22 protein-coding genes are annotated in these 21458 nt (G+C 64.2%); 10 read left to right on the top strand and 12 right to left on the bottom strand.

All coding sequences use genetic code 11. The features are described 5' to 3' along the window. Positions 1-9 precede the first annotated feature (9 nt). Complete coding sequence (locus FE851_RS05260; protein WP_165418733.1) at positions 10-348, top strand: lipopolysaccharide assembly protein LapA domain-containing protein; 339 nt, start codon at positions 10-12, stop codon at positions 346-348. Beyond that, positions 345-1019 carry an orotidine-5'-phosphate decarboxylase gene (pyrF, locus tag FE851_RS05255; RefSeq protein WP_017184707.1) on the top strand — a complete coding sequence of 225 codons (675 nt, stop codon included), beginning with the start codon at positions 345-347 and terminating at the stop codon, positions 1017-1019. Before FE851_RS05260 ends, pyrF begins: the two co-directional genes overlap by 4 nt. 84 nt (positions 1020-1103) lie before the next feature. Here pyrF and FE851_RS05250 read toward each other — a convergent pair whose 3' ends face one another. The 5 genes from FE851_RS05250 to FE851_RS05230 all read right to left on the bottom strand — a co-directional run bounded on the left by FE851_RS05250 (position 1104) and on the right by FE851_RS05230 (position 9045). Further along, positions 1104-1757, bottom strand: coding sequence for an outer membrane protein (locus tag FE851_RS05250; RefSeq protein ID WP_017184708.1), 654 nt, complete (start codon positions 1755-1757; stop codon positions 1104-1106). A gap of 209 nt (positions 1758-1966) precedes the next feature. Next, on the bottom strand, positions 1967-6145 hold the full coding sequence (locus FE851_RS05245) for a translocation/assembly module TamB domain-containing protein (RefSeq protein ID WP_145200478.1): 4179 nt from the start codon (positions 6143-6145) through the stop codon (positions 1967-1969). After that, positions 6145-8115 carry an autotransporter assembly complex protein TamA gene (locus FE851_RS05240; RefSeq protein ID WP_145200475.1) on the bottom strand — a complete coding sequence of 657 codons (1971 nt, stop codon included), beginning with the start codon at positions 8113-8115 and terminating at the stop codon, positions 6145-6147. Before FE851_RS05240 ends, FE851_RS05245 begins: the two co-directional genes overlap by 1 nt. A gap of 149 nt (positions 8116-8264) precedes the next feature. Next, the gene (locus FE851_RS05235; protein WP_017184711.1) at positions 8265-8744 is read right to left on the bottom strand and encodes a DUF1465 family protein; all 480 of its coding nucleotides are present in this window, start codon (positions 8742-8744) and stop codon (positions 8265-8267) included. 121 nt (positions 8745-8865) lie between these two features. Next, the gene (locus FE851_RS05230; RefSeq protein WP_017184712.1) at positions 8866-9045 is read right to left on the bottom strand and encodes a YdcH family protein; all 180 of its coding nucleotides are present in this window, start codon (positions 9043-9045) and stop codon (positions 8866-8868) included. A gap of 188 nt (positions 9046-9233) precedes the next feature. Here FE851_RS05230 and FE851_RS05225 point away from each other — a divergent pair, with 188 nt between their 5' ends. Next, positions 9234-9392, top strand: coding sequence for a YdcH family protein (locus FE851_RS05225; RefSeq protein ID WP_006966541.1), 159 nt, complete (start codon positions 9234-9236; stop codon positions 9390-9392). Positions 9393-9538: 146 nt separating this feature from the next. Here FE851_RS05225 and FE851_RS05220 read toward each other — a convergent pair whose 3' ends face one another. The 5 genes from FE851_RS05220 to FE851_RS05200 form a co-directional block, all read right to left on the bottom strand. After that, complete coding sequence (locus FE851_RS05220) at positions 9539-9913, bottom strand: PilZ domain-containing protein (RefSeq protein ID WP_017184713.1); 375 nt, start codon at positions 9911-9913, stop codon at positions 9539-9541. 68 nt (positions 9914-9981) lie between these two features. Further along, a complete protein-coding gene (gene dksA, locus FE851_RS05215; protein WP_006966545.1) occupies positions 9982-10446 on the bottom strand; it encodes an RNA polymerase-binding protein DksA in 465 nt (154 codons plus the stop codon). Between the two features lie 559 nt (positions 10447-11005). Then, positions 11006-11578 carry a hypothetical protein gene (locus FE851_RS05210; protein ID WP_145200472.1) on the bottom strand — a complete coding sequence of 191 codons (573 nt, stop codon included), beginning with the start codon at positions 11576-11578 and terminating at the stop codon, positions 11006-11008. 24 nt (positions 11579-11602) lie between these two features. Beyond that, on the bottom strand, positions 11603-11881 hold the full coding sequence (locus FE851_RS05205) for a hypothetical protein (RefSeq protein WP_019052598.1): 279 nt from the start codon (positions 11879-11881) through the stop codon (positions 11603-11605). Positions 11882-12063: 182 nt separating this feature from the next. Next, on the bottom strand, positions 12064-12504 hold the full coding sequence (locus FE851_RS05200) for a host attachment family protein (RefSeq protein ID WP_017184716.1): 441 nt from the start codon (positions 12502-12504) through the stop codon (positions 12064-12066). Positions 12505-12597: 93 nt separating this feature from the next. On the opposite strand from FE851_RS05200, the gene serS reads away from it, so the two are divergent. The 6 genes from serS (at position 12598) to FE851_RS26020 (ending at position 18618) form a co-directional block, all read left to right on the top strand. Continuing rightward, a complete protein-coding gene (gene serS, locus FE851_RS05195) occupies positions 12598-13878 on the top strand; it encodes a serine--tRNA ligase (protein ID WP_145200469.1) in 1281 nt (426 codons plus the stop codon). 110 nt (positions 13879-13988) lie between these two features. Next, a complete protein-coding gene (surE, locus tag FE851_RS05190; protein ID WP_145200466.1) occupies positions 13989-14753 on the top strand; it encodes a 5'/3'-nucleotidase SurE in 765 nt (254 codons plus the stop codon). Positions 14754-14825: 72 nt separating this feature from the next. Beyond that, a complete protein-coding gene (locus tag FE851_RS05185; protein ID WP_145204138.1) occupies positions 14826-15836 on the top strand; it encodes a M23 family metallopeptidase in 1011 nt (336 codons plus the stop codon). Between the two features lie 62 nt (positions 15837-15898). Then, complete coding sequence (locus FE851_RS05180; protein WP_409994494.1) at positions 15899-16888, top strand: potassium channel family protein; 990 nt, start codon at positions 15899-15901, stop codon at positions 16886-16888. Between the two features lie 46 nt (positions 16889-16934). Then, on the top strand, positions 16935-18317 hold the full coding sequence (gene rimO, locus FE851_RS05175) for a 30S ribosomal protein S12 methylthiotransferase RimO (RefSeq protein WP_186378758.1): 1383 nt from the start codon (positions 16935-16937) through the stop codon (positions 18315-18317). 124 nt (positions 18318-18441) lie between these two features. After that, a complete protein-coding gene (locus FE851_RS26020) occupies positions 18442-18618 on the top strand; it encodes a hypothetical protein (protein ID WP_186378757.1) in 177 nt (58 codons plus the stop codon). Positions 18619-18827: 209 nt separating this feature from the next. On the opposite strand, the gene FE851_RS05170 is transcribed toward FE851_RS26020, so the two are convergent. Beyond that, positions 18828-19664: a PdaC/SigV domain-containing protein gene (locus FE851_RS05170; RefSeq protein WP_145200457.1), complete on the bottom strand. Its 837-nt coding sequence runs from the start codon at positions 19662-19664 to the stop codon at positions 18828-18830. Next, entirely contained in the window at positions 19664-19864 is a 201-nt protein-coding gene (locus FE851_RS05165; protein ID WP_017184723.1) for a hypothetical protein, read from the bottom strand. Before FE851_RS05165 ends, FE851_RS05170 begins: the two co-directional genes overlap by 1 nt. 144 nt (positions 19865-20008) lie before the next feature. Between FE851_RS05165 and FE851_RS05160 the strand changes: the two genes are divergently transcribed. Next, positions 20009-21403 (top strand): leucyl aminopeptidase family protein, encoded by a 1395-nt coding sequence (locus tag FE851_RS05160; RefSeq protein WP_145200454.1) that lies wholly within the window; start codon positions 20009-20011, stop codon positions 21401-21403. Positions 21404-21458 lie beyond the last annotated feature (55 nt).

The raw sequence follows: 21458 nt of genomic DNA, 5'->3' as shown, positions 1-21458 counted from the left end.
GACATGCCGATGCAATTTTTGCGGACTGCCTTCTGGGTCGTAATCGCGGTCGCCCTGGCCTTTTTCTGCATGGCGAATTATGTGCCCGTGACCGTCCGCCTGTGGGGCGACATGGTGATGGAAACCAAGTTGCCGGTCTTGCTGATCGGTGCATTTCTGCTGGGCGCGCTGCCCTTCTGGATCATGGCCCGCGCGACGCGCTGGCGGTTGAAGCGTCGGCTGGACAGCGCGGAACGCGCGCTGGCCGTCACCGCCGCCGCCACGCCGCCTGCGGTCGTCACCCCGCCTCTGGACGCGGACGTCCCCTCTCCGTCCCTTTCCCCTCTCAATCCTACAGGACCCGTATGAGCAGCCCCCTCTATGTCGCGATCGACACGCCGGACCTCGGCAAGGCGCAAAATCTGGCGCAGCAGGTGCGTCATCATGTCGGCGGGCTGAAACTGGGTCTCGAATTTTTCTGCGCCAATGGTCATCACGGCGTGCATGAGATGATGAAGTTCGGGCTGCCGATCTTTCTGGATCTGAAGCTGCACGATATTCCCAATACAGTGGCCAAGGCGGTGCAGGCATTGCACATGCTGGAACCGGCGATCCTGACCGTCCATGCCGCAGGCGGACGGGCGATGCTGGAGGATGCGAAGGCCGCGGCGGGCATCAAGACCAAGGTGGTGGCGGTTACGGTGCTCACCAGCCTGGACGATGCCGACCTGCTCGACATCGGCGTAGGCGGCAAGGCGGAGGATCAGGTGCGGCGATTGGCGGACCTGGCGCAAAATGCCGGGCTGGACGGCATCGTCTGTTCCGGCGAGGAAGTGGCGATGGTCAAGAAACATTGGCCCGACGGCTTTTTCGTCGTGCCGGGCGTGCGCCCGGCGGGCGGCGCGATGGGCGACCAGAAGCGCGCCGTGACGCCGCGACAGGCGCTGGATCGCGGCGCATCCATCCTGGTCGTCGGGCGGCCGATCAGCCTGGCGGAAAATCCCGATCTCGCCGCGCGCGAGATTGAAGCGACGCTGTAGGGTATAATGCGTTCACGATAACCCGTTGGACGTTTCATCCTGTAACGAGAAACGGGGCAGGATTTCTCCCGCCCCGCCCTGCTTTTAGAAGCGCCAGCCGACGCTGGCCACGACCTGATGCCGGTCAGTGTCGATGTCGAATTCGCTGCTGGTGGCGCCGTCCATATAGTCGATATGGGCGCTGTCATATTTGGAGTAGCGATATTCCAGCTTGGCAAAGGTGTTCTGGTTGATGGCGCGCTCCACGCCGCCACCGATGCGCCAGCCATCGAGCTTGAACGCGGTGTCGGTCGTTTCGTCGGTATCGCCCGCCAGTACGTTGAGCTTGGTGTTGGTGTAGCCGCCTTTCACATAGACCAGCGTATTGGGGCTGGCGAGGATACCGGCGCGCGCACCGATATAGAGGTCACGGCCCTGGCTCACCCGGCCGAAACCGAACTGGTCGGTCAGGTCGTAACGATCGCTCTTGGCAGTCGAGTCGGTATATTCACCTTCGACGCCCACGACCGCGCTGCCCAGATTAATGTCGTAGCCAGCGCCCACACCGTAGAGCAGTCCGTCGATCGACTGGTCGTCGCGACCATTATTATTATCGACATCGCTGCCCGCGCCGACATGGTCATAGCCCAAAATCGCTTCGACGCGCGGGCCGGTGAAGGTCGGGCCGACGTCCTGGGCCAGAGCAGGTGTGGCGACCGCGGTTCCGGCCAGAAGGGTTGCGACCACAAACTTACGCATATGCTTAACTCCAATTGTCATTCACGCCCTGCAGGGGTGAGACGTTGAAGCCGGAACAAAGCCGTTGGTTTCATGAACCTAAGATAAACAAGGACTTATGTTGCCGAATTGGCACAGTTCAGGCCGTTTCGTCCCCGTCCTGAGTGCTGGGAACGACGAACTGATCGTACGCCGTTCAGCGTTCCACCGCATCGACGGCGTCGGGGTGATCAATAATCCTTCGACACGCGCACGTTGGCGCTTTCGCGGCCCAGCGTCGATATGGCGCCAAGCAGCGATAGCCAGCGCGTGACCTGATATTCGATCCGGGTCGCGCTGTATCCCTGCCCGTCGGTGATCAGTTCGACATAGGTCTTGCGGGTCAGATATTTGCCCGCCGCGATCGACGTCCCCTGCCCCTGCGTCGGATCGGCGGCGATGATGCGCAGCCGGTCCAGCCCCGCCGCCTTGCGCACCGCATTGATCGGGTCCAGCCCGCCGCCGCCCTGTAACGAACCGACCGCAGAAGCGAGCTGCAAGGCTTCGGGCGCGGACAGGTTGGTGATCGACGTGCCAAAGAGGATGCGGGACAGAAGTTCGTCCTGCGGCAGCGCGGGAACGCTGGTGAAGGTGATTTCGGGCTTCAGGCCGGTGCCGCCGACATGGATGGTGGCGGTAAGATCACTGACGTCGGCCTGCGCGTCGATGTCCAGCGTCGGGTTCACAGGGGTCTTGCCGTCAAACTGGATGCGCCCTTCGCGCAGGTCGAACCGGCGCCCGGCAAATTCATAGCCGCCGCGCACCAGTTCCGCCCGACCCGCAATCGCCGGGTTGGTGACGGTGCCGCCAATGTCGAGAATGGCGCGCCATTCGCTGTCGAGGCCAAGGCCGGTGACGGTCAGGCGGTTGCGCGCCCGCGCCTTGATCGCCAGCGCCCAGGGGACGTTGGCGCGCACCCGCTCTACCTCCTCGCCACGCCTGTTGATTTCGGTCACCGCCAGTTCCGGAATCTGCGCCACGGCGGCAGCGCGGCCCAGCGTGAAGCGGCTCTTGTTGAGCGTCAGGTCGCCGCCGATTGTCCCGCCCACGCCATCGGAACGCAGGGTGATCGGCCCGGTGACCGTGGCGGCAATATCGTCGCGTTCCAGCAGGGCGGCATTGTCCGCCTGCATGGCCAGGTCCATGCCGACGCCCGCTATGCCGTTGAAGGTGAAGCGCCCGGTGCCGCTTACGCTGCCGCCATTTTGCGCGGTCGCGGCAAAGCTGGAAATGACCAGTTGCGCGCCGGAGAAACGCCCGCGCGCTTTGACATTTTTCAGGCGCATGCCGGTGACGGGGCTGTTGATCGCGGCATTTTCGGTCGCCAGCGATCCGGTGATCTGCGGGTTGCCCAGCGTGCCGCGTATGTCCGCGGAAACATCGACCGGGCCACCGATGTCGACAATCTCCACCCCGGTCAGTCGCCACAGCGTGTCCGCCGTGCCGCCATAGCGCAGCTGCGCGAAGAGTGGCGCGCGGTTGAGCCGTTCGACCAGGCCGCCTTCACGCCCCAGCGGATTGAGCAGCGCCTGCGCCCGGCCAATCGTCTTGCCATCGGCAACGAAGATCATGCGGGTGGCGAGACGGTCCGCCGTCAGCGCGGCGTTGACGCCCACATCGACCGGGCGGGAACTCAGGGACAGGCCAGACCGCGACAGGCCACGGATGCGCAGTTCCGCGGTCCCGGTCGGCAGGCCGCCGCCGCGCGGCTGGGCGTAGCTGAGCGAGCCTGTCGCGGTGCCGCCCAGACCCAGATTGTCATAACCAATGTCGAGCAGGGACAGCGGCAGTTTCTGCATCCGCGCCTCGACATGGGTGGACGCGCTGCCCAGTTCGCCCGCCAGTTGCAATGATCCACCCGCATAGCTGATGGTTGCAGGCGACAGGCGCCAGCCATCATCAGTACGGGTCAGCAACGCCGCGCGTGTCAGGCGGATGGGACGCTTGTCGACAGTGCCGCCAGCGGTCAGGCGGATGTGATCGGCATCGACCTGCGCTTCGCCCTGTATGTCGAAGATGCGGCCGCGCTGCCCGGACAGGCTGCCGCGTATCTTGCCCTGACCATCGACCAGATCGGCATTGGCGGCAAAGCGCCCCAGCAGCACCCCGCCGACGCGCAGGCCCCGCGCCTGCGCCGTGGCCGTCAGCGTCGTGCGCGAAGGATCAAGCAACATGGTCGCATCCAGCGTGCCGCGTCGCACCGCGATGACGGTCGGTCCGTCGAAGCTGGCATCGTTGGCGGTCAGTTTGAGCTGGACCTGCTGGATCGCATCCACTGGTTTCAGGCTGATATAGCCCGTCACCGGGCCGTTGACCGCCAATTGGCCGTCCAGCCCGCCGGTTACCGGGCGAATATCGCCGCTGGCGGTGACGCCGGACACGTCGATCCGCGCGATGCGGACCACCGCCTGCCCGCCCTGCGGCAGCAGGATGACGCCCCGGCCGGTGAAGGGACCAAGGGTCGATCCGCCCGCAGCGGTATAGCTGTATCCGCTTGCATCGGGGATCAGCTTTGCGCGCACGTCGCGCAGGCCCAGCGCCTTCATCGGGCTGGCCAGCAGCACATCGATGGTCGGGCGGTCGATCCTGCCATCCAGCGTCAGCCTGACCGGACCATATTGGCCATGCCGCCCCTGCCCCTCCAGATGCATCGTGCCATCGCGATGGCGCAGGCCATTGCCCGTCAGCGTCAGCAGCGGCGCATCAAGCCGCAAATTGGTGAGCGCCAACTGGCCATCGGGGCGCAGCGCGAGCGCGCTGCGAACGGTCGGCAGGCCGCCGCCCAGCGTGCGCAGAAATTCATTGTCCAGCCGCCGCACCCGCGCCAGCGCATTGCCGCTCAGGCCAAAGCTGCCATTGGGACCGGGCACTGCGCGCAATTTCGACGTCAGGTCGACGATGCCGAAGCCACGAATGGCCAGGCCGACAATCTGGCCATCCAGGCCAAAATCATACCGACCTGTCCGGAGGTCGGCGAGCATCAGCAGCTTGCCGCGCAGCTTGTCCGACCGCACGTCCATCGGATTGCTGACGATCTGCTGGCCCTTGATCTGGAGCACGCCGTCGAGCGCGAAATTGCGGACGATCCCTTCGACCAGTTCGCCCTGCCCATCGAGCCGCGCGGCGCGCAGGCGTACCGGGACCAGCGCCGGGCCATTTTCCGACCGACGCCCCTTGCCATCCATCCGCACGGTGCTGATCACCGTCTTGTCGAACGCCAGTTGGCGGGCGGTGAGCAGATATTCATAGCCCAGCGTCGCGAATGCACCGTCCAGGCGGATTTTCGCCGCGACATCCTGCCCGCGCATATTCTTGAACAAGGCCTGTGGACGGGCGAGCTTCAACTGCACCAGCATATTGTCGAGCGCATTGTTGCGCAGATCGATCGCGCCGTCCGCTTCCAGATCGATCGCGGCGGAACGGAGCCAGAGGCGACCATCGATCACCCGGTCCACCATCGTCCCATTGGCGCGCACGACCAGGCGCGGCGCGGCAATACGCTGGACAAGGCCATTGCCGGCGATCGCGCCGCCCTCGATCGAACCACGGGCCGAATAGGCGCCCTGGCGCGCGGCCAGCACGAAATCGGCGACAGGCTGGGCGTCGAGCGTGGCGGACAGGCGACCGTCCCAACGGCTCCAGCCGCCCTTGCCGCCGATGCGCAGATTGGCGTCCTGCTTCAGGCCCGCCATCGCCGCCAGAACGCCGCCCCTTGGCGCGTTGACCGTAACGTCCAGGCGGAAACGATCATCGTCGGGACGGCTGTCGAGCGCGATGGTCAGCGCGTCCTGCCCGTCGATCACGCGGGCGGTCAGGTCTATGATCGCACGGCCGCCGCGAATGTCCGCGTCGCCCGCCATCGTCGCCTGCTGCGCACGGCCAGTAATGCCCGGCGCGATCGTCAGCCGTCCGACCGAAAATTCCATCAGCCGGATGTCGAAACCGGGAAGGATCGGCCCCTGCTTCCGGCTGGGATTGAGCTTGGGCAATTTGTGCAGGGTGGCGCGCGGGATGACCAGCCGGTCGATGTCCAGCCGGTTATAGGCCCAGGCGAAAGGCCACCAGTCCAGTTCGACCCGTGGCGCGTCGAAGAAGCGGCCCGTCGGGTCGGACAGGGTCAGATTGTGGAGAACGGCCTTGTGATAAATGCTGCCGTCGATCCGGTCGACCTGGATGCGCAGGCCCGATGGCGGCTTGATCGTCGCGATCCGGCTGATGAGGAAGCGATGGCCGGGCGCCGTGTCGAGCCAGGCCAGCGCGCCCGCGACGATCAGCAGCAATGTGACGATGATGCCCAGCACCCAGCGCTGCCAGCGTCCATCCCAGGCGCGGCGGCGATGCGGCTTCGCGGCGGGCGCTTCGTCGACCATCAGAAGGCCTGCCCCAGCGACACATAGACGGCGACGCTCGGATCGCCCTTTTGCGGGTTGATAGGTGTACCGACGTCGATGCGGATCGGGCCGAAGTTGCTATAATAGCGCAGCCCAAGCCCGGTGCCGATGCGCAGGTCGCGGAAGCGCGGCAGGAAGGTGGTGGAGATATTGCCTGCATCGATGAAGGGCACGACGCCGAAATTGCCAAAGCGCACCCGCCCCTCCAGCGAGAATTCCGCGAGACTCTTGCCGCCGACCGGGTCGTTGTCCACGCCGAAACGCGGGCCGATCGCCTGATAGCCATAACCACGAACCGACGCGCCGCCGCCCGCATAGAAACGGCGGGACGGCGCGATCTGATCGACGGTGGAGCCAAGGATCGTGCCAAAGCGCGCACGCGCCGCGACGACGAGCTTTTCGCCCATCGGCTGATAGATGCTGCCATCCACCTGCACCTTGGCATAACCGAAGGTCTTGTCCTGAAAGGAAAGTTCGGGACTGAACCGGCCACCCAGACGAAAGCCCTTGGTCGGATTGAGCAGATCATCGCTGCCGTCATAGGTCAGGCTTAACGGAATTGCGCCGATCAGGAAGGTGCGCCGCGCACCGCCGCTGAAGGCATCTGCTTCGTCGGACGCGATGAGTTCCGCGCCGATGCGCCACACCCAGTCCTTCTGGAACAGGATGTTCGTCTGCCGCTCCAGCCCGCCCGCCAGGGTGATGGTACGCGCGTCATAGGCGTCGCGCCTGATGTTGCTGACCGACAGCAGGCCGGTCAGCACATTGTCGCGGCGGTGGAAATTGTTGCGGCGATAGGTGAAGGACGCGGTCTGTTCCTGCGTGCCGACGACGCCGCGCACCGTTACCGCGCCTTCGGGCGGGAAGAAATTGCGGTGCTGCCAGCTGACTTCAGCGCGATAGCCTTCGCCCGTGCCATAACCCAGCTGCCCCGCAATGGTGCGTAGTGGCGCCGGGCGGACATCGACCGCCAGATCGACATGGGAACCATCGCCCGCCTCTTTGGGTGTCAGGTTGACCGAGGAGACAAGCCCGGTTGCGACGATGGCGCGGCGCAGATCCTCGACATCCGACGCCTTGTAGGGATCACCGGGATGGAAGCGGGCAATCTCCTGAACATGGTGCGCGCTAAACAATTTTTCGTTGTTCATGCGGATCGCACCAAAGCTGCGATAGCCGCCCGGCGTGATGATGATGTCAAGGTCGCCCTTGCGCTCCTCATGATCGATCCGCACTTCGGGTTCATCGACCTTGGCAAAGGGGAACCCGGTTTCGGCCAGCACTACGGACAGCGCGTCGCGCCCGGCCAGAATGGCGTCGGCATCGACCGGATCGCCGACCTTGGGCGGGAAGGCGGCACGCAATTGCGCTTCCTTGTCGCCGGTTTCGGCAAGGCCGGTCAGATCGACCGAATCGAGCAGATATTGCGTGCCGGGGACAATGTCGAAGCTGACGGCCAGACGATCGCTGCCCGCTGGCGGCGCGGCAACCGCGCCCCGGATGCGCGCGGCATAATAGCCCTTGGCGCGCAGCAGCCGGTCCAGCAGTTCATTATCCTCTTTGATGCGACGATTGATCTGCGCGAGGTTGGCGGGCTTTCCATCGCCCTGCCGCAGCGCCGACAATTCCTCGAAGCGCTGCTTGAAGGTCGCATCGGCAATCGTGTCGATGCCGTTCAGTTGCACGGTGTAACGCCGTTCCTCCCCGGTGTCAGCAAAGGTCGCGGATTCCTCGACCGGCTCGACCGGCTGGGCGGCGTCAGGGACAGCGTCAGGCGTCGCCACCTGCGTATCAGCCGGGTCGACGGGCAGCGGCTTCACACTGTCCTCCTGCCCCATGTCCGGCCAGTCCAGGCCGATGTCGGGCATGGTGTCGAGCGACTGGTCGGGCACGGCTTGCGGTGGCGCGACGGACTGCGCCAGCGCCCCGCCCGGACAGGCGAGCAACATAGGAACAAGCAGGAGCCGTGCGGAATGCGGGCGGCCAGGAGGGCGGCGAAAGGTCCGCAAACCATGGGTCATGGCGATGGTCTAGACCAAATATGGGCGAAAGCGCCAGCCTTAGAAGCGGTAGAATGCGGCCAGTTGCCGCGACACGATCAGAAGGCGCTGTGCAGGCGATCGATCAGCGCGCGCGCCGGGTTGGCGTCCCTGACCGTGGCCGGACCCAGCATCATGTCCATCCGGTCCTGCAATCGTGCGACACGATCGTATAATTCCTGGCTCGCATCGATCAGCGACCGGGCCATGAAGGGAAAATCGGCGGCGAGTTCGGGCGGCGTCTGGGTCGCGCGGCCAAGCCGATATTTCTCGTCCGACAGATCGGCATCGCCAATCTCGCCCCGCTGCCAGGCCCGCTGGCTGAGCAACCAAGCGATGATGTGCATCAGCCGGGTGGTCACTTTCAGCGATTCGCAGGCGAAGGAGACGCGGCGCAACGGGTCGCTCATCCCCTCGTCCAGGCTGTTACTGCCGTCGAAATAGGACCGTGCCTCGTCAGCCATGACCATGGCTTCGAGATACAGGCCGTCGACCAGCCGCCGGTGAAGGCCACGATCCAGAAAAGCTGCGCTCTGCATGCAGGATGACTGACATATTATCGCAACCTTGTCAGGCCCATCGATGCGCTTTTAGCGGGGGCTGTCCCATTCAGGGCCGGTTAGCGCGACGTTAACCACAAAATTCCGCGCCAGGACCGATTTACGCGATGATGTCGGGCACCAGCCCGTCTTCCAGCTGCGCAATCTCGTCGCGCAGGCGCAGCTTGCGTTTCTTGAACCGGGCAATCTGCATCTGGTCGCCCGCACCCGACTCCATCAGCACGGCAATCGCGCTGTCGAGGTCGCGATGCTCCACCCGCAACAATTCCAGGCGGCGCATAATATCTTCCCGACTCACTGCGCCCCCGATCCGTCACCCACGCTCGTCATGTCCCCTGATACCCTGCCGCCCGGACGCGGGCCATCGCAAATTTTTCTCATTCAGGCGCAGCGTGCGAATCAGCGCGAGACACGATGATTATTTCATGATCTACTTCGTCGTCCATCACCCCTCATCTGGAGAATGTTATGGAAAACAGCCACATTTCAGCTCTTTCTGCCAAGCACGCAGGTATCGACGCCCGAATCAAGGCGGAGACGAGTCGGCCTATGCCCGACGCTATTTTGGTGGCTTCGCTCAAGAAGCAGAAATTGCGGTTGAAGGAAGAACTGGAAGCTCAGCACTAAGCATCAAGCGCGCTACGGGAGGAGGCCGGGACACGGCGGCTACAGGCTGCCGGTCCGGCCCTTCGCCTTCATTCCGGTCCACATTTTCAGACAATAAAAAGCCCCGCAACCAACGGGTAGGCGGGGCTGTTTATTTCCGGGCTGGATCAGCGCCTCAGCAAGCCGCGCTGGTGCAGTCGCAGATAATCGGGCACCGTCTGTTGCGCCGCGCCCGTCGAAACAGGCTTGCGCGCCAGCTGCGGGTCGATCGGCTCGTCAAAGGCCAAACCAATCTTGTCCCCGCGCGCCCAGGCGACGGTGCCGGTCATCTTGCCGATGCCGCGCAGTTCAAATTCCACCTTGATGCCCGCCGGAACTCCCCGTTCGCAATCGGCCATCAGGCCGGTGGCCGACAGGTTGCGGACGCGGGCCTTGCCCAGCGGTACGCCTTCGGGCGTCATGAAACTGGTAAGCAGGAACAGGCTGTCACGCGGCGCGGCGCGGGCCGGTCCCCGATCGGAAGATTCCTGTTGGTCGTTCATGCCAAGACCCGCGAATAAAATGCCAGATAATTGGCGGGCATCATAGGCGCGGGGGGATGGAGAAAGGGTTAATCGTCGCGGGAAATCTTCTCTTGCCGCTCATGCCGTTCCTGCGCTTCGACGGTCATGGTCGCGATCGGCCGGGCCTCCAGCCGACCCAGCGAAATCGGTTCGCCGGTGACTTCGCAATAACCATATTCGCCGTCCTCGATCCGGCGGAGCGCCGCCTCGATCTTGGAGATCAGCTTGCGCTGGCGGTCGCGGGTGCGCAGTTCGATCGACCAGTCGGTCTCGCTCGATGCGCGGTCGTTCAGGTCGGGTTCGCGAAGCGGCTCATTCTGAAGGACGGCAAGCGTCCCTTCGGCTTCGGCATGGATCTGCTTTTTCCAGTCCCACAAGCGCTGCCGGAAATATTCCAGCTGCAACGGGTTCATGAATTCCTCATCGGCGGAAGGCCGGTAGTCTGCAGGAAGTTCGACAGTCGATTTGGGCGGCTTGTCGCCGTCTTTATCGGAATTCAGGACCGATGCCATCTGGCTCTCCGACTCGGAGGACGCCGGCGCTTAACGACCGGGCGCCCATGACTTTTCATTGAGGGCGCGTCATAGCGACGGGCGAAGGGCGACACAAGCAGGCAATATTGCTGCGGTTCGTTTTCATCGGGGCTTGACGCCGGCGCAGCCGAGTCCCGCGCGCAAGGCAAATCAGCGAAACGCATCAAGCGATTTTTACCTGGCTCGCGACAGTCGTTCCATAGTGGGACGTTAACCATTTCCCTTTGGAAGAAGGTAGGATTTTCCTCGACTTGAATATCATATTCGGGGTTAACAGCGTTGCAGTTAACGCTTTCTTTTGCGTTCTTACGCATAGGAAGTTCCTACCAGCCCATCATTGGAAAAAGCCAATGCCGGGTCAGGGGGCAACAAAGTAAAGAGTGGATCCTATGTCGGTACGGATGGCATTGGCTAAGTTATGCGCCTGCACTTGCGGCGGAGCGATCATTGGCGGTGGCGCGGTGCATGTCGCCGAAAATGCGCGGCCGGCAGTGGTTCATAGCAGCAAGAGCACGAAGGCGGCAGCGCCGCGCAAACGCTATGCCGTGCGGACAGTGAAGCGCAAGGTGGTGCGTACGGTGAAAACCAGCACGCCGCGCACGGTCACGGTCGTCACGCAACAGGCGCCCATTCCCCTGCCTGCGCCGATGCCGATGGCCGAAATGCCGGTCATGTCCGGCGGCGGTGGCGCGGTTCCTGTCGTCATGGGCGGTGGCGGCGGCTTTGGCGGCGGCGGCTTCATCGGCGGCTTTTTTGGCGGCGGTGGCGGCGGCAGCGGCGGCGGGTCGGTGGTGATCTCCTCGACCAGCAGCTCGACCGGCGGCATCAGCAGCTCGACCAGCTCGACCACTGGCGGCGTATCGACATCGACCGGCGGGGTTTCGACTTCCACCGGCGGCGTGTCCACCTCAACGGGTGGCGTGTCCACCTCCAGCGGCAATGTGTCGACATCGAGCGGCGTTTCGACGTCGAGCGGTAATGTCTCCACGTCCAGCGGCAATGTCAGCAGCAGCTCGTCCTCGTCCAGCTCCAGTTCGTCATCCTCCTCCTCCTCCTCGTCCAGTTCTTCATCGAGCAGCTCGGGCGGATCGAGCGGCGGCAAGCCCGGCAAGCCGGGCCATGGTCACGGCCATGATCATGGGTCGAGCGGCTCCAGCGGCAGTTCGGGATCGAGCGGCAGCAGCGGTTCGTCGGGCAGCTCCGGGTCGAGCGGCAGTAGCTCGTCGTCCTCTTCCTCGTCATCCTCGTCGAGCAGTTCCTCCTCGTCGGGCGGATCGTCCAGCTTCGGCAGCACGGGCAGCAGCGGGTCGAGCGGCAGTTCGGGGTCGAGCAGTTCCTCCTCGTCGAGCAGCAGCAGCTCTTCCTCCTCGTCCAGCAGCTCCAGCGGCGGATCGAGCAGCAGCAGCGGCGGCACGGACGTCCCTGCCCCGCCGATGATCCTGCTGTTCGGTGCAGCCGCGGTCGCACTGGTCGCCCGCCGTCGCTTTGCCGATCGCAAGGCCGACAAGGCTGCCTGACCCGTCAGGCGATGACATGAAAAAGGGCGGCTCCCGGTATCGGGGGCCGCCCTTTTCGTTGGGGCAAAACTGGTGCGGATCAATTGTCGGCGATGATCCGTTCGATGTCCGCAATCGGATGATTGACCAGATCCTTGGCGATCTCGCCCGCCAGACGGCTTTCGACTTCCTTGTGATAATGTTTGCGCATTTCGCCCAGCGTGCCGGGCGGGGCGACGATGATCAGCTTCTCATAATCATTGGCGAAGGCGCGATGCTTGAGGATGTCGGCGGCCTGCGCGGCAAAGCGATCCTCCTCCAGATCGTGAAAATTGGTTTCCGACATGGCGCTGCGATGGCCGCCCACCGAATTGAACGCGCGGCCGGGTGTGTCGCTGCCCTGTTCGCGATCGGCCGGGTTATCCTGCTTCTCGACCTGCTCGGTTTCCAGGCTGGGAATGGCGGCATCGCCCTTGTTCCGGAAAAACAGCATCTTGCGGCCGTCAGCTACCAATATGAGCGCGTCCTGTTCTATCTGCATCGCCTGGTCCTTTTCATTTTAGCGGATGCCTGTTCAACGATCGGCAGCGCGCAGGGTTGCGTGGCTCGTCGCACGACGGCATAGGACTGGCCCATGCACGACATCCGTTTCATCCGCGAAAATCCCGCCGCTTTCGACGCTGGCCTGGCCCGGCGCGGGCTGGCCCCCTTGTCCACGCAGATATTGGCGCTGGACGAGCAAAGCCGGGCGATCAAGACGCAGTTGCAGGTCGGACAGGCCCGCCGCAACGAGGCGAGCAAGCTGATCGGCCAGGCCATGGGCGCCGGCGACAAGGACAAGGCGGAAGCGCTGAAGGCCGAAGTCGCGGCGATCAAGGAAAGCACCCCCGGTCTGGAAGCGCAGGACCGCGAAGTCGGCGACGCGCTGGGCGCGATGCTGGCGGCGATCCCCAACCTGCCCGCCGACGATGTGCCGCAGGGCGACGATGAAGCCGACAATGTGGAGGTCAGCCGGTGGGGCACGCCCCGCGACTTCGACTTTGCGCCACAGGACCATGCCGATTTCGGCCCGGCGCTGGGGCTGGATTTTGAGGGAGGCGCAGCTTTGTCCGGCGCGCGGTTCACTGCGCTGCGCGGCCAGATGGCGCGGCTGCACCGGGCGCTGGCGCAATTCATGCTGGACCGGCAGACGGCCGAGAATGGCTATGAGGAGGTCAACCCGCCGCTGCTGGTGCGCGACGAGGCTTTGTTCGGCACCGGGCAATTGCCGAAATTCGCCGAGGATCTGTTCAGAACCACCGATGGCCGCTGGCTGATCCCGACCGCCGAAGTCAGCCTCACCAACCTTGTCGCGAACCAGATCGTGCCGCTCTCTGACCTGCCTGTCCGGCTGACGGCGCTGACCCCCTGTTTCCGTTCCGAAGCGGGGTCCGCCGGGCGCGACACGCGCGGGTTCATCCGCCAGCACCAGTTCGAGAAGGTCGAGCTTGTCGCGATCTGCGCGCCCGACGAGTCAGCGGCGGAGCATGAACGCATGTGCGCGGCGGCGGAGGGTATCCTCCAGGCGCTTGGGCTTCCCTATCGCAAGATGCTGCTCTGCACCGGCGACATGGGCTTTGGCGCGCGCAAGACATGGGATCTGGAAGTGTGGCTGCCCAGCCAGAACACCTATCGCGAGATCAGCTCCGTCTCCAACTGCGGCGATTTTCAGGCGCGGCGGATGAACGCGCGCTACAAGCCGGAGGGGGAGAAGCAGACCCGTTTCCTCCACACGCTGAACGGATCGGGACTGGCCGTGGGCCGCACATTGGTAGCGGTGCTGGAAAATTACCAGCAGGCCGACGGCAGCGTGATCGTGCCGGAGGCGCTGGCGCCCTATATGGGTGGGGTGACGCGCCTGACGCCAAAGGCTTAGCCGTTCGCCCTGAGCGAAGTCGAAGGGCCATGCCGAGCGCTAGCGAGGCGGCTTCGCTTCGCTCAGCGGAAGGCTTCGACAAGCTCAGCCCGAACGGAGTTGTTTATTCCATGCGTATCCTCCTCACCAATGACGATGGCGTTCACGCGCCCGGCCTCAAGGTACTGGAAGCCATCGCCCGCCAGTTTTCCGACGATATCTGGATCGTCGCGCCGAGCGAGGAACAGTCGGGTGCGGGGCACAGCCTGACCCTCACCCGGCCCCTGCGCATCCGCAAGCATGGCGCGCAGCATTACAGCGTCACCGGCACGCCGACAGACGCGGTGATGATGGCGGTGGGGCATTTGATGAAGGACGCGCGGCCGGACCTCATCCTGTCGGGCGTCAATCGCGGCGCCAATCTGGCTGAGGATGTGACCTATTCGGGTACTGTGGCCGCCGCGATGGAAGGGGCGATTTCGGGGATTAGGTCGATTGCGCTGAGCCAGGTCTATGCGCGTGAGGGGATGGGCGACACGGTGCCCTTTGCCGCTGCGCAGGCATGGGGCGCAAAGGCGATCGCCCCACTGATCGCCATGCCACCTTCGCGCCGGATGCTGTTCAACGTCAACTTCCCGGCGATCGAACCCGACGCGGTCAAGGGCATCCACGTCGTGCGGCAGGGCTTTCACGATGTCGATCGCACGAAGATCATCGAAGGGACCGACCCGCGCGGCTACCGCTATTACTGGTTCAGCCTGGGCAGCAGCAATGCGGTGCCGGAGGGGAGCGATCTGGCGGCGATCGCGCAGGACTATGTCACCGTTACGCCCCTCCATTACGACCTGACGCAGGACAGCGCCATGGCGGCGACTGCGGCGGCGTTCGGGCAATAGCGGCAGGGGGTGGCAAGCGCGGCGCGATGCGATAGACAGGCGGCGATGTCACGTCCGCTTCTTCCATCCGCCATGCTGCTTGCGCCGCTGATACTGGCCGCCTGTATCCCCATGGAGGCCCGCAACGAAACGCCCCCGCCGCAGTTGAATGCCGACGCGGGTGCCGTCGAACTGGTGGAAGCCGAGCCGGTATGGACCGCGCAGCAGGTGGTCGCCAATGCGCAGACGGTGGCGACGTCCACCTATGTCGTCCAGCCCGGCGACACGCTGCGCGGCATCGGCAATCGCACCGGCGCGGGATCGGAAGCGATTGCGCGCGCCAATGGGCTGACGCCGCCCTTTGCCATCCGCATCGGCCAAAAACTCGCCATTCCCGGCGGTCGCTATCATCTGGTGGCGGAAGGGGAGACGGGCATCGCGATCGCGTCCGCCTATGGCGTGGCATGGAGCCGCATCGTTGCCGCCAACGGCCTGACGGAACCGTTCATGCTGCGGCGCGGACAAAGGCTGCTGTTGCCGGGCGAGGCTCCGGCGACGGCCCCCAGCCTGGAGCAGCGCGCCGCCGCGTTCCATATCGACATTGACGATGTGCTGACCGGCGGCCAGCCAGCGGCGGCAGAAAATGCGCCGGTGGCGGTCGCTTCGTCGCAGCCACGCCCGCTGCCAAGCAATGTGCCGATGGCCCAGCCCGGCAGCTTTGCGGGGCGTTTCGACTGGCCGGTCAAGGGCAAGCTGCTATCGCGCTTTGGCCCCGGCGAAAGCGGCGCGAAGAATAATGGCATCGATATTGGCGTCCCCGCCGGCACGCCGATCCGCGCGGCGGCGGACGGCGTTGTCGCCTATGCGGGCGACCGGGTGGCGGTGTTTGGCGGGCTGGTGCTGATCAACCATGGCAGCGGCTGGGTCAGCGCCTATGGCCATGCCAGCCGCGTGGATGTGGTGCGCGGCCAGAAAATCACGCGCGGCCAGACCATCGGCCTGACCGGCGACACCGGCTATGCCAGCCAGCCCAAGCTGCACTTCGAATTGCGCAAGGACCGCGTGCCGGTAAATCCCGTTACGCATCTGCCGACCGCGCCATGAGGATAAACCGGGGATCATCGCGGACGACCGAAGGCTTTTTGCGGCGGCGCTCCTCCCTGCCGATGTGGGTGGACCTGAGCTGGCGCGTCGGCCTGGTATTCGCGCTGATCGCGGTGGTGCTACTGCTCCACTGGGTCGGGCGGGACGGGCTGAAGGATAATCTCGACAATCATATCAGCTTTGTCGATGTGCTCTATTTCACGACCGTCACCGTGACGACGGTGGGCTATGGCGACATTGTCCCGGTCACACCCGAAGCGCGATTGTTCGAATCGCTGTTCGTCACGCCGATCCGGCTGTTCGTGTGGCTCATTTTCCTCGGCACAGCCTATTCGCTTTTCCTCCGCAACATCCTCTACAGGTGGCGCATGGCCCGCATACAAGCCGATCTGCACAATCACATCATCGTCACCGGCTTTGGCACCAGCGGGCAGGAAGCGGTGCATGAACTGCTCGCGCGCGGCACCGACCCGCGTGAGATCGTCGTGATCGACGGCAGCGAAGCCGCGCTGGAACTGGCCGAGGCGCAGGGGTGCAATATATTGTGCGGGGATTCGACCCGCGACCGGACGTTGAAGGACGTGGCGATCCACCGCGCGCGCAGCATGATCGTATCGGCCGGGCGCGACGATACGTCGATCCTGATCACGCTGACCGCCCGCCACCTCGCCCCGCGCCTGCCGATCAGCATCGTCGTGCGGAACGAGGATAATGAACTGCCCGCGCGGCAGGCGGGCGCAACCACGGTGATCAACCCGGTCAGCTTTGCCGGGCTGCTGCTGGCGGGCAGCACCAGCGGCAAGCATATCGCCGACTATATGGCCGATCTGGCGGCGTCTGGCGGGCGGGTGAAGCTGAACGAGCGCTTTGTCAGCCCGCAGGAAATTGGCGGGCCGCTGTCCGCCATCACCACCGGCCTTGGCGTACGCATCTATCGCGACGATCGGCCGATCGGTTTTTGGGAGCCGGGCGCGCAACAGCTTCAGACCGGCGACCTGATCATCGAGATTGTCGAGAGCGAGGGTCTGGAGACAGGCGGCGAGCAGGCCTGAAAGCGCGCGCCAATCGCGCGGCGTGACATTCCGCGCAAAAATCCCTATGTGCGCGGCCATCATGGCAACCAAATTTCCTGACGCGCCGAAAATCGGCATGGTTTCGCTCGGCTGTCCCAAAAACCTGGTGGACAGCGAACGCATCCTGACGAAGCTGCGCTCCGACGGCTACCAGATGTCCGCCGACTATGCCGGCGCCGACGTCGTGCTGGTCAATACGTGCGGCTTTCTCGATTCGGCCAAGGAGGAATCGCTGGAAGCGATTGGCGAGGCGATGGCCGAAAATGGCCGCGTCATCGTGACCGGCTGCATGGGGGATGAGGCGGACCTGATCCGCGCGAAATTCCCGCAAGTGCTGGCCGTCACCGGCGCGCATCAATATGAGCAGGTCGTCAACGCGGTGCATGACGCATCGCCGCCCGTCCCCAACGCCTTTGTCGACCTGGTGCCCGAAGGCGGGCTGAAACTGACGCCGCGCCATTACAGCTATCTGAAGATTTCCGAAGGCTGCAACCATCGCTGCTCCTTCTGCATCATCCCCTCGATCCGGGGCGATCTGGTGTCGCGGCGGATCGACGCGGTGCTGCGCGAGGCGGAGAAGCTGGTCGCGGCGGGGACCAGGGAATTGCTGGTGATCAGCCAGGATACGTCGGCCTATGGCGTCGATACGCGGCATGAGACGCACCAGTGGAAAGGCCGCGACGTGCGCGCGCACATGACCGACATGGCACGCGAACTGGGGCAGCTGCGCACCGCCGAAGGGCGCGCGCCCTGGGTACGGCTGCACTATGTCTACCCCTACCCCCATGTCGATCAGGTCATCCCGTTGATGGCCGACGGGCTGCTGACGCCCTATCTCGACATTCCCTTCCAGCATGCCGCCCCCAGCGTGTTGAAGGCGATGAAACGCCCGGCCAATGAAGCCAAGGTGCTGGACCGCATCCATAAATGGCGCAGCATCTGCCCGGACATCACCATCCGCTCGACCTTCGTGGTCGGCTTCCCCGGTGAGACGGAGGCGGATTTCCAGTATCTGCTCGACTGGCTGGATGAAGCGCAACTCGACCGTGTCGGCGCGTTCCGCTTCGAGCCGGTCGAGGGTGCGGCGGCCAACGCCCTGCCCGGCGCGGTGCCCGACGAGGTCAAGGAAGAACGCTATCAGCGGATCATGGAAAAGACCGCCGCGATCAGCGCCGCCAAGCTCTCGGCCAAGGTCGGCCGCGTGCTGCCGGTAATCGTCGATGAAGTGGGCGAACCGGACGAGGAGGACGGCTCAATCGGCGCGACTGCGCGCTCACAGGCCGACGCACCGGAAATCGACGGCAATGTGTTCCTGCGCGATGTCGGCGAAGGACAAAAGGCTGGCGACATGATCGACGTCACAATCGAGGACGCCGACGAGCATGATCTCTATGGTGTGCCGGTTTAACATTCATCCTCCCCTGCAAGGGGAGGACTATTGCGTATGACTTTTCGTTATTCCTCCAACGTCATCCTGAATTTATTTCAGGATCCATCATGCGCCAAAAGCCGCCGCTGGGGAGGAGAAATGGATGCTGAAACAAGTTCAGCATGACGATGAAGATAGGGGCACGAGTTCCATTTGCCATAACCCTGCCTTCGAGGGGAGGATGGGAAAGCCTGTCTCTTATACACATCTAGATGTGTATAAGAGACAGCGGCGCGACTGCGCGCTCACAGGCCGACGCCTGTCTCTTATACACATCTAGATGTGTATAAGAGACAGGCGTATGACTTTTCGTTATTCCTCCAACGTCATCCTGAAGTTATTTCAGGATCCATCATGCGCCAAAGCCGCCGCTGGGGAGGCGAAATGGATGCTGAAACAAGTTCAGCATGACGATGAAGATAGGGGCAAGAGTTCCATTTGCCATAACTCTGCCTTCGAGGGGAGGATGGGAAAGCTGGGCAAATCACCTTACCCCGCCACAAACCCATCCTGATATTCCGTCTTGATCGCCTTGCGCATCGCCGCATCGACCGGCAGCGCGACCTCATACGTCCCTTCCGCGTAAGGCCCGGCACTATAGGGGCCGACCACGACGGTCACGCCGTCGATCAGCTTGCCGTCCTTGGACGTCAGCACCAGCACCTGTTCCATCGGGTCGATGCACTGGCTGAATTCATCGGCGTCCCGCACCACCGGCGCACCGCGTTTTTCCGCGCGTTGCTTGTCGAGTTCGGCGCAGAAGCGGTCGCGGATGGCGGCGGCGAAGGCGGCGGGCGTGGTCATCACCGCCTTGACACTGGTTTCGCGGCTGCGCGCCTTGTCCCATAACAGGCTGTCATAGCCGGTCATGCCGTGCGCGCCGCCGGTAAAGACATAGGTTTGCGACTGGAGCGCCAAAAAGCGCGGGGTATCGGCGGAAACGCTCCATTCCGTTTCCAGGCTGTGCGCGCGAAACGGATAGCCGGCCTGCTTGGCGGACGCGCTGTCATCCTTCGCCATTTTGAGCGCATCGGCCTTGGACGTCGTCAATTGCTTGTCGAACTTGTCGACCAGCGCGGGGATGGCAGCCGCCTGCGCCGGATAGGCATAGGCGAATTCCAGCAGCGCGCTCTTGTCCGTCTGCTTGAAGGGTTTGGCCGGGGGAGCCTGTGGCGGCGTTCCCGCCATCCTGTCGGCAAAGCGGGTCGCCGCGACATTGGCCGCATCATTGCCGCCCGCCTCCTCGTGCGAGGGGCTGCAAGCAACCAGCAGCATCGCGGCGATACCCAAAAGCCCCGCCGACCGGGCCAGTTCCCCCTGCCGCATCAGTGCGCCCGCGCAGCGCGGCAGCGTTCGCCGATCGCCTTGCGCGCATAGTCGCTTTGCAGCGCCTGCCCGGCATTGGGCCAACCCTCGGCGATCAGCGCCTGTTCGACGGCATGGCCATTTTCAAAACGGCCGCTTTCCGCCAGCACATAGGCACGGGCGCGGGCGGCCTGGAGGCCGCGGTCATCGGAATGAATCATCGTCTCTCTCCTTGGCATTTTGCGATGCAGATGAAGCTAGGCCTCAGCGGCGCTGGACGCAAATGGGGAAAGGGCGACATGTGCGATGCGGGCGATGAAATTTCGCGCTTTCCATCCCTTGCGCCTTTCTCCTAAACCGACCCCATGACCGATTATTCAGCCTTGCTCAAAGCCGACAACGACCAGCCCGCCCGTTCGATCCACCTTGTCGAGGCGGCAGGCTATGACGATTGGCTGGCGGCGCAGCCGGATCGGGTCCGCGCGATTGTGGCGGCGCAGAAATTTCAGGGGAAGCCGGGCGAACTGGCGATCGTGCCGGGCGAAGCCGCAGGCGACTGGTGGGTGGTGGCGGGCATCGCCAACAAGACCGCGCCCGGCCCCTGGTGCCTCGCAAAACTCGCCGAAACCCTGCCCGAAGGCATGTATCGACTGGCCGAAGGATCGCCCGATGCGGCCGCCCTTGGCTGGCTGACGGCGCATTATCGGTTCGATCGCTACCGCAAGGACGAAAACCCGGTCGCGCCCCGCGTGCTGCTGACCAGCGACGTGGCGCGGATCGAATCGACGGTGCAGCTGGCGCAGGCGATCGCGCTGGTGCGCGACCTGGTCAACACGCCTGCCGCCGACATGGGGCCGCCCGATCTGGAAGCCGCCGTGACGCAACTGGGCAAGACGTTCGGCGCCAGCGTCAGCACGACCCGCGGCGATGCCCTGGAACAGGGCTATCCGATGATCCATGCGGTGGGCAAGGCTGCGGACAAGAGCTTCGCGCCGCGCCTCATCGAACTGACATGGGGCGATCCGGCAGCGCCCCGCATCGCGATCATCGGCAAGGGCATCTGCTTCGATAGTGGCGGGCTGGACATCAAGCCTTCGTCGGGCATGCGCCTGATGAAGAAGGATATGGGCGGCGCGGCCCATGCCCTGGCGCTGGCGCAACTGATCATGGGCGCGCGCCTGCCGGTGCGGCTGCACCTGCTGATCCCGGCGGCGGAAAATGCGATCAGCGGCAACGCCTTCCGCCCCGGCGACATATTGCGCACCCGCAAGGGGCTGACGGTCGAGATCGGCAATACCGATGCAGAAGGAAGGCTGGTGCTGGGCGACGCGCTGACCCGCGCTGGCGAGGAGAAGCCGGACATCATCATCGACTATGCCACGCTGACGGGCGCGGCGCGGGTCGCGGTGGGGCCGGACCTGCCCGCGCTGTTCGCCAACGACGATGCGCTGGCGACGGAGATGGCGGCGGCTGGCACGGCGGTAGATGACCCGACCTGGCGGCTGCCCCTGTGGGATGGCTATGCCGACATGCTGAAGTCCGACATTGCCGACATCAACAATGCGGGCGAAGGCGGATTTGCCGGGGCGATCACCGCCGCGCTCTTCCTCAAACGCTTCGTGCCGGACGATGTGCCCTGGCTGCATCTCGACACGTTCGCCTGGCGGCCAACGGCGAAACCGGGCCGGGCGAAGGGTGGCGAAGCATTGGGATTACGCGCGGTTTTCCGGCTGTTGCAGCAGCGATACGGGCGTGATTGATATTGCAAGAGAATGTCGGCGTCCGTTACGCAACCGGATTGTGCATCGTGCGTTA

Origin of the sequence: Sphingobium sp. B2 (assembly GCF_007693735.1) — a bacterium.
Taxonomy (GTDB): domain Bacteria; phylum Pseudomonadota; class Alphaproteobacteria; order Sphingomonadales; family Sphingomonadaceae; genus Sphingobium; species Sphingobium xenophagum.
This window is presented reverse-complemented; position numbering and strand designations above follow the sequence as displayed.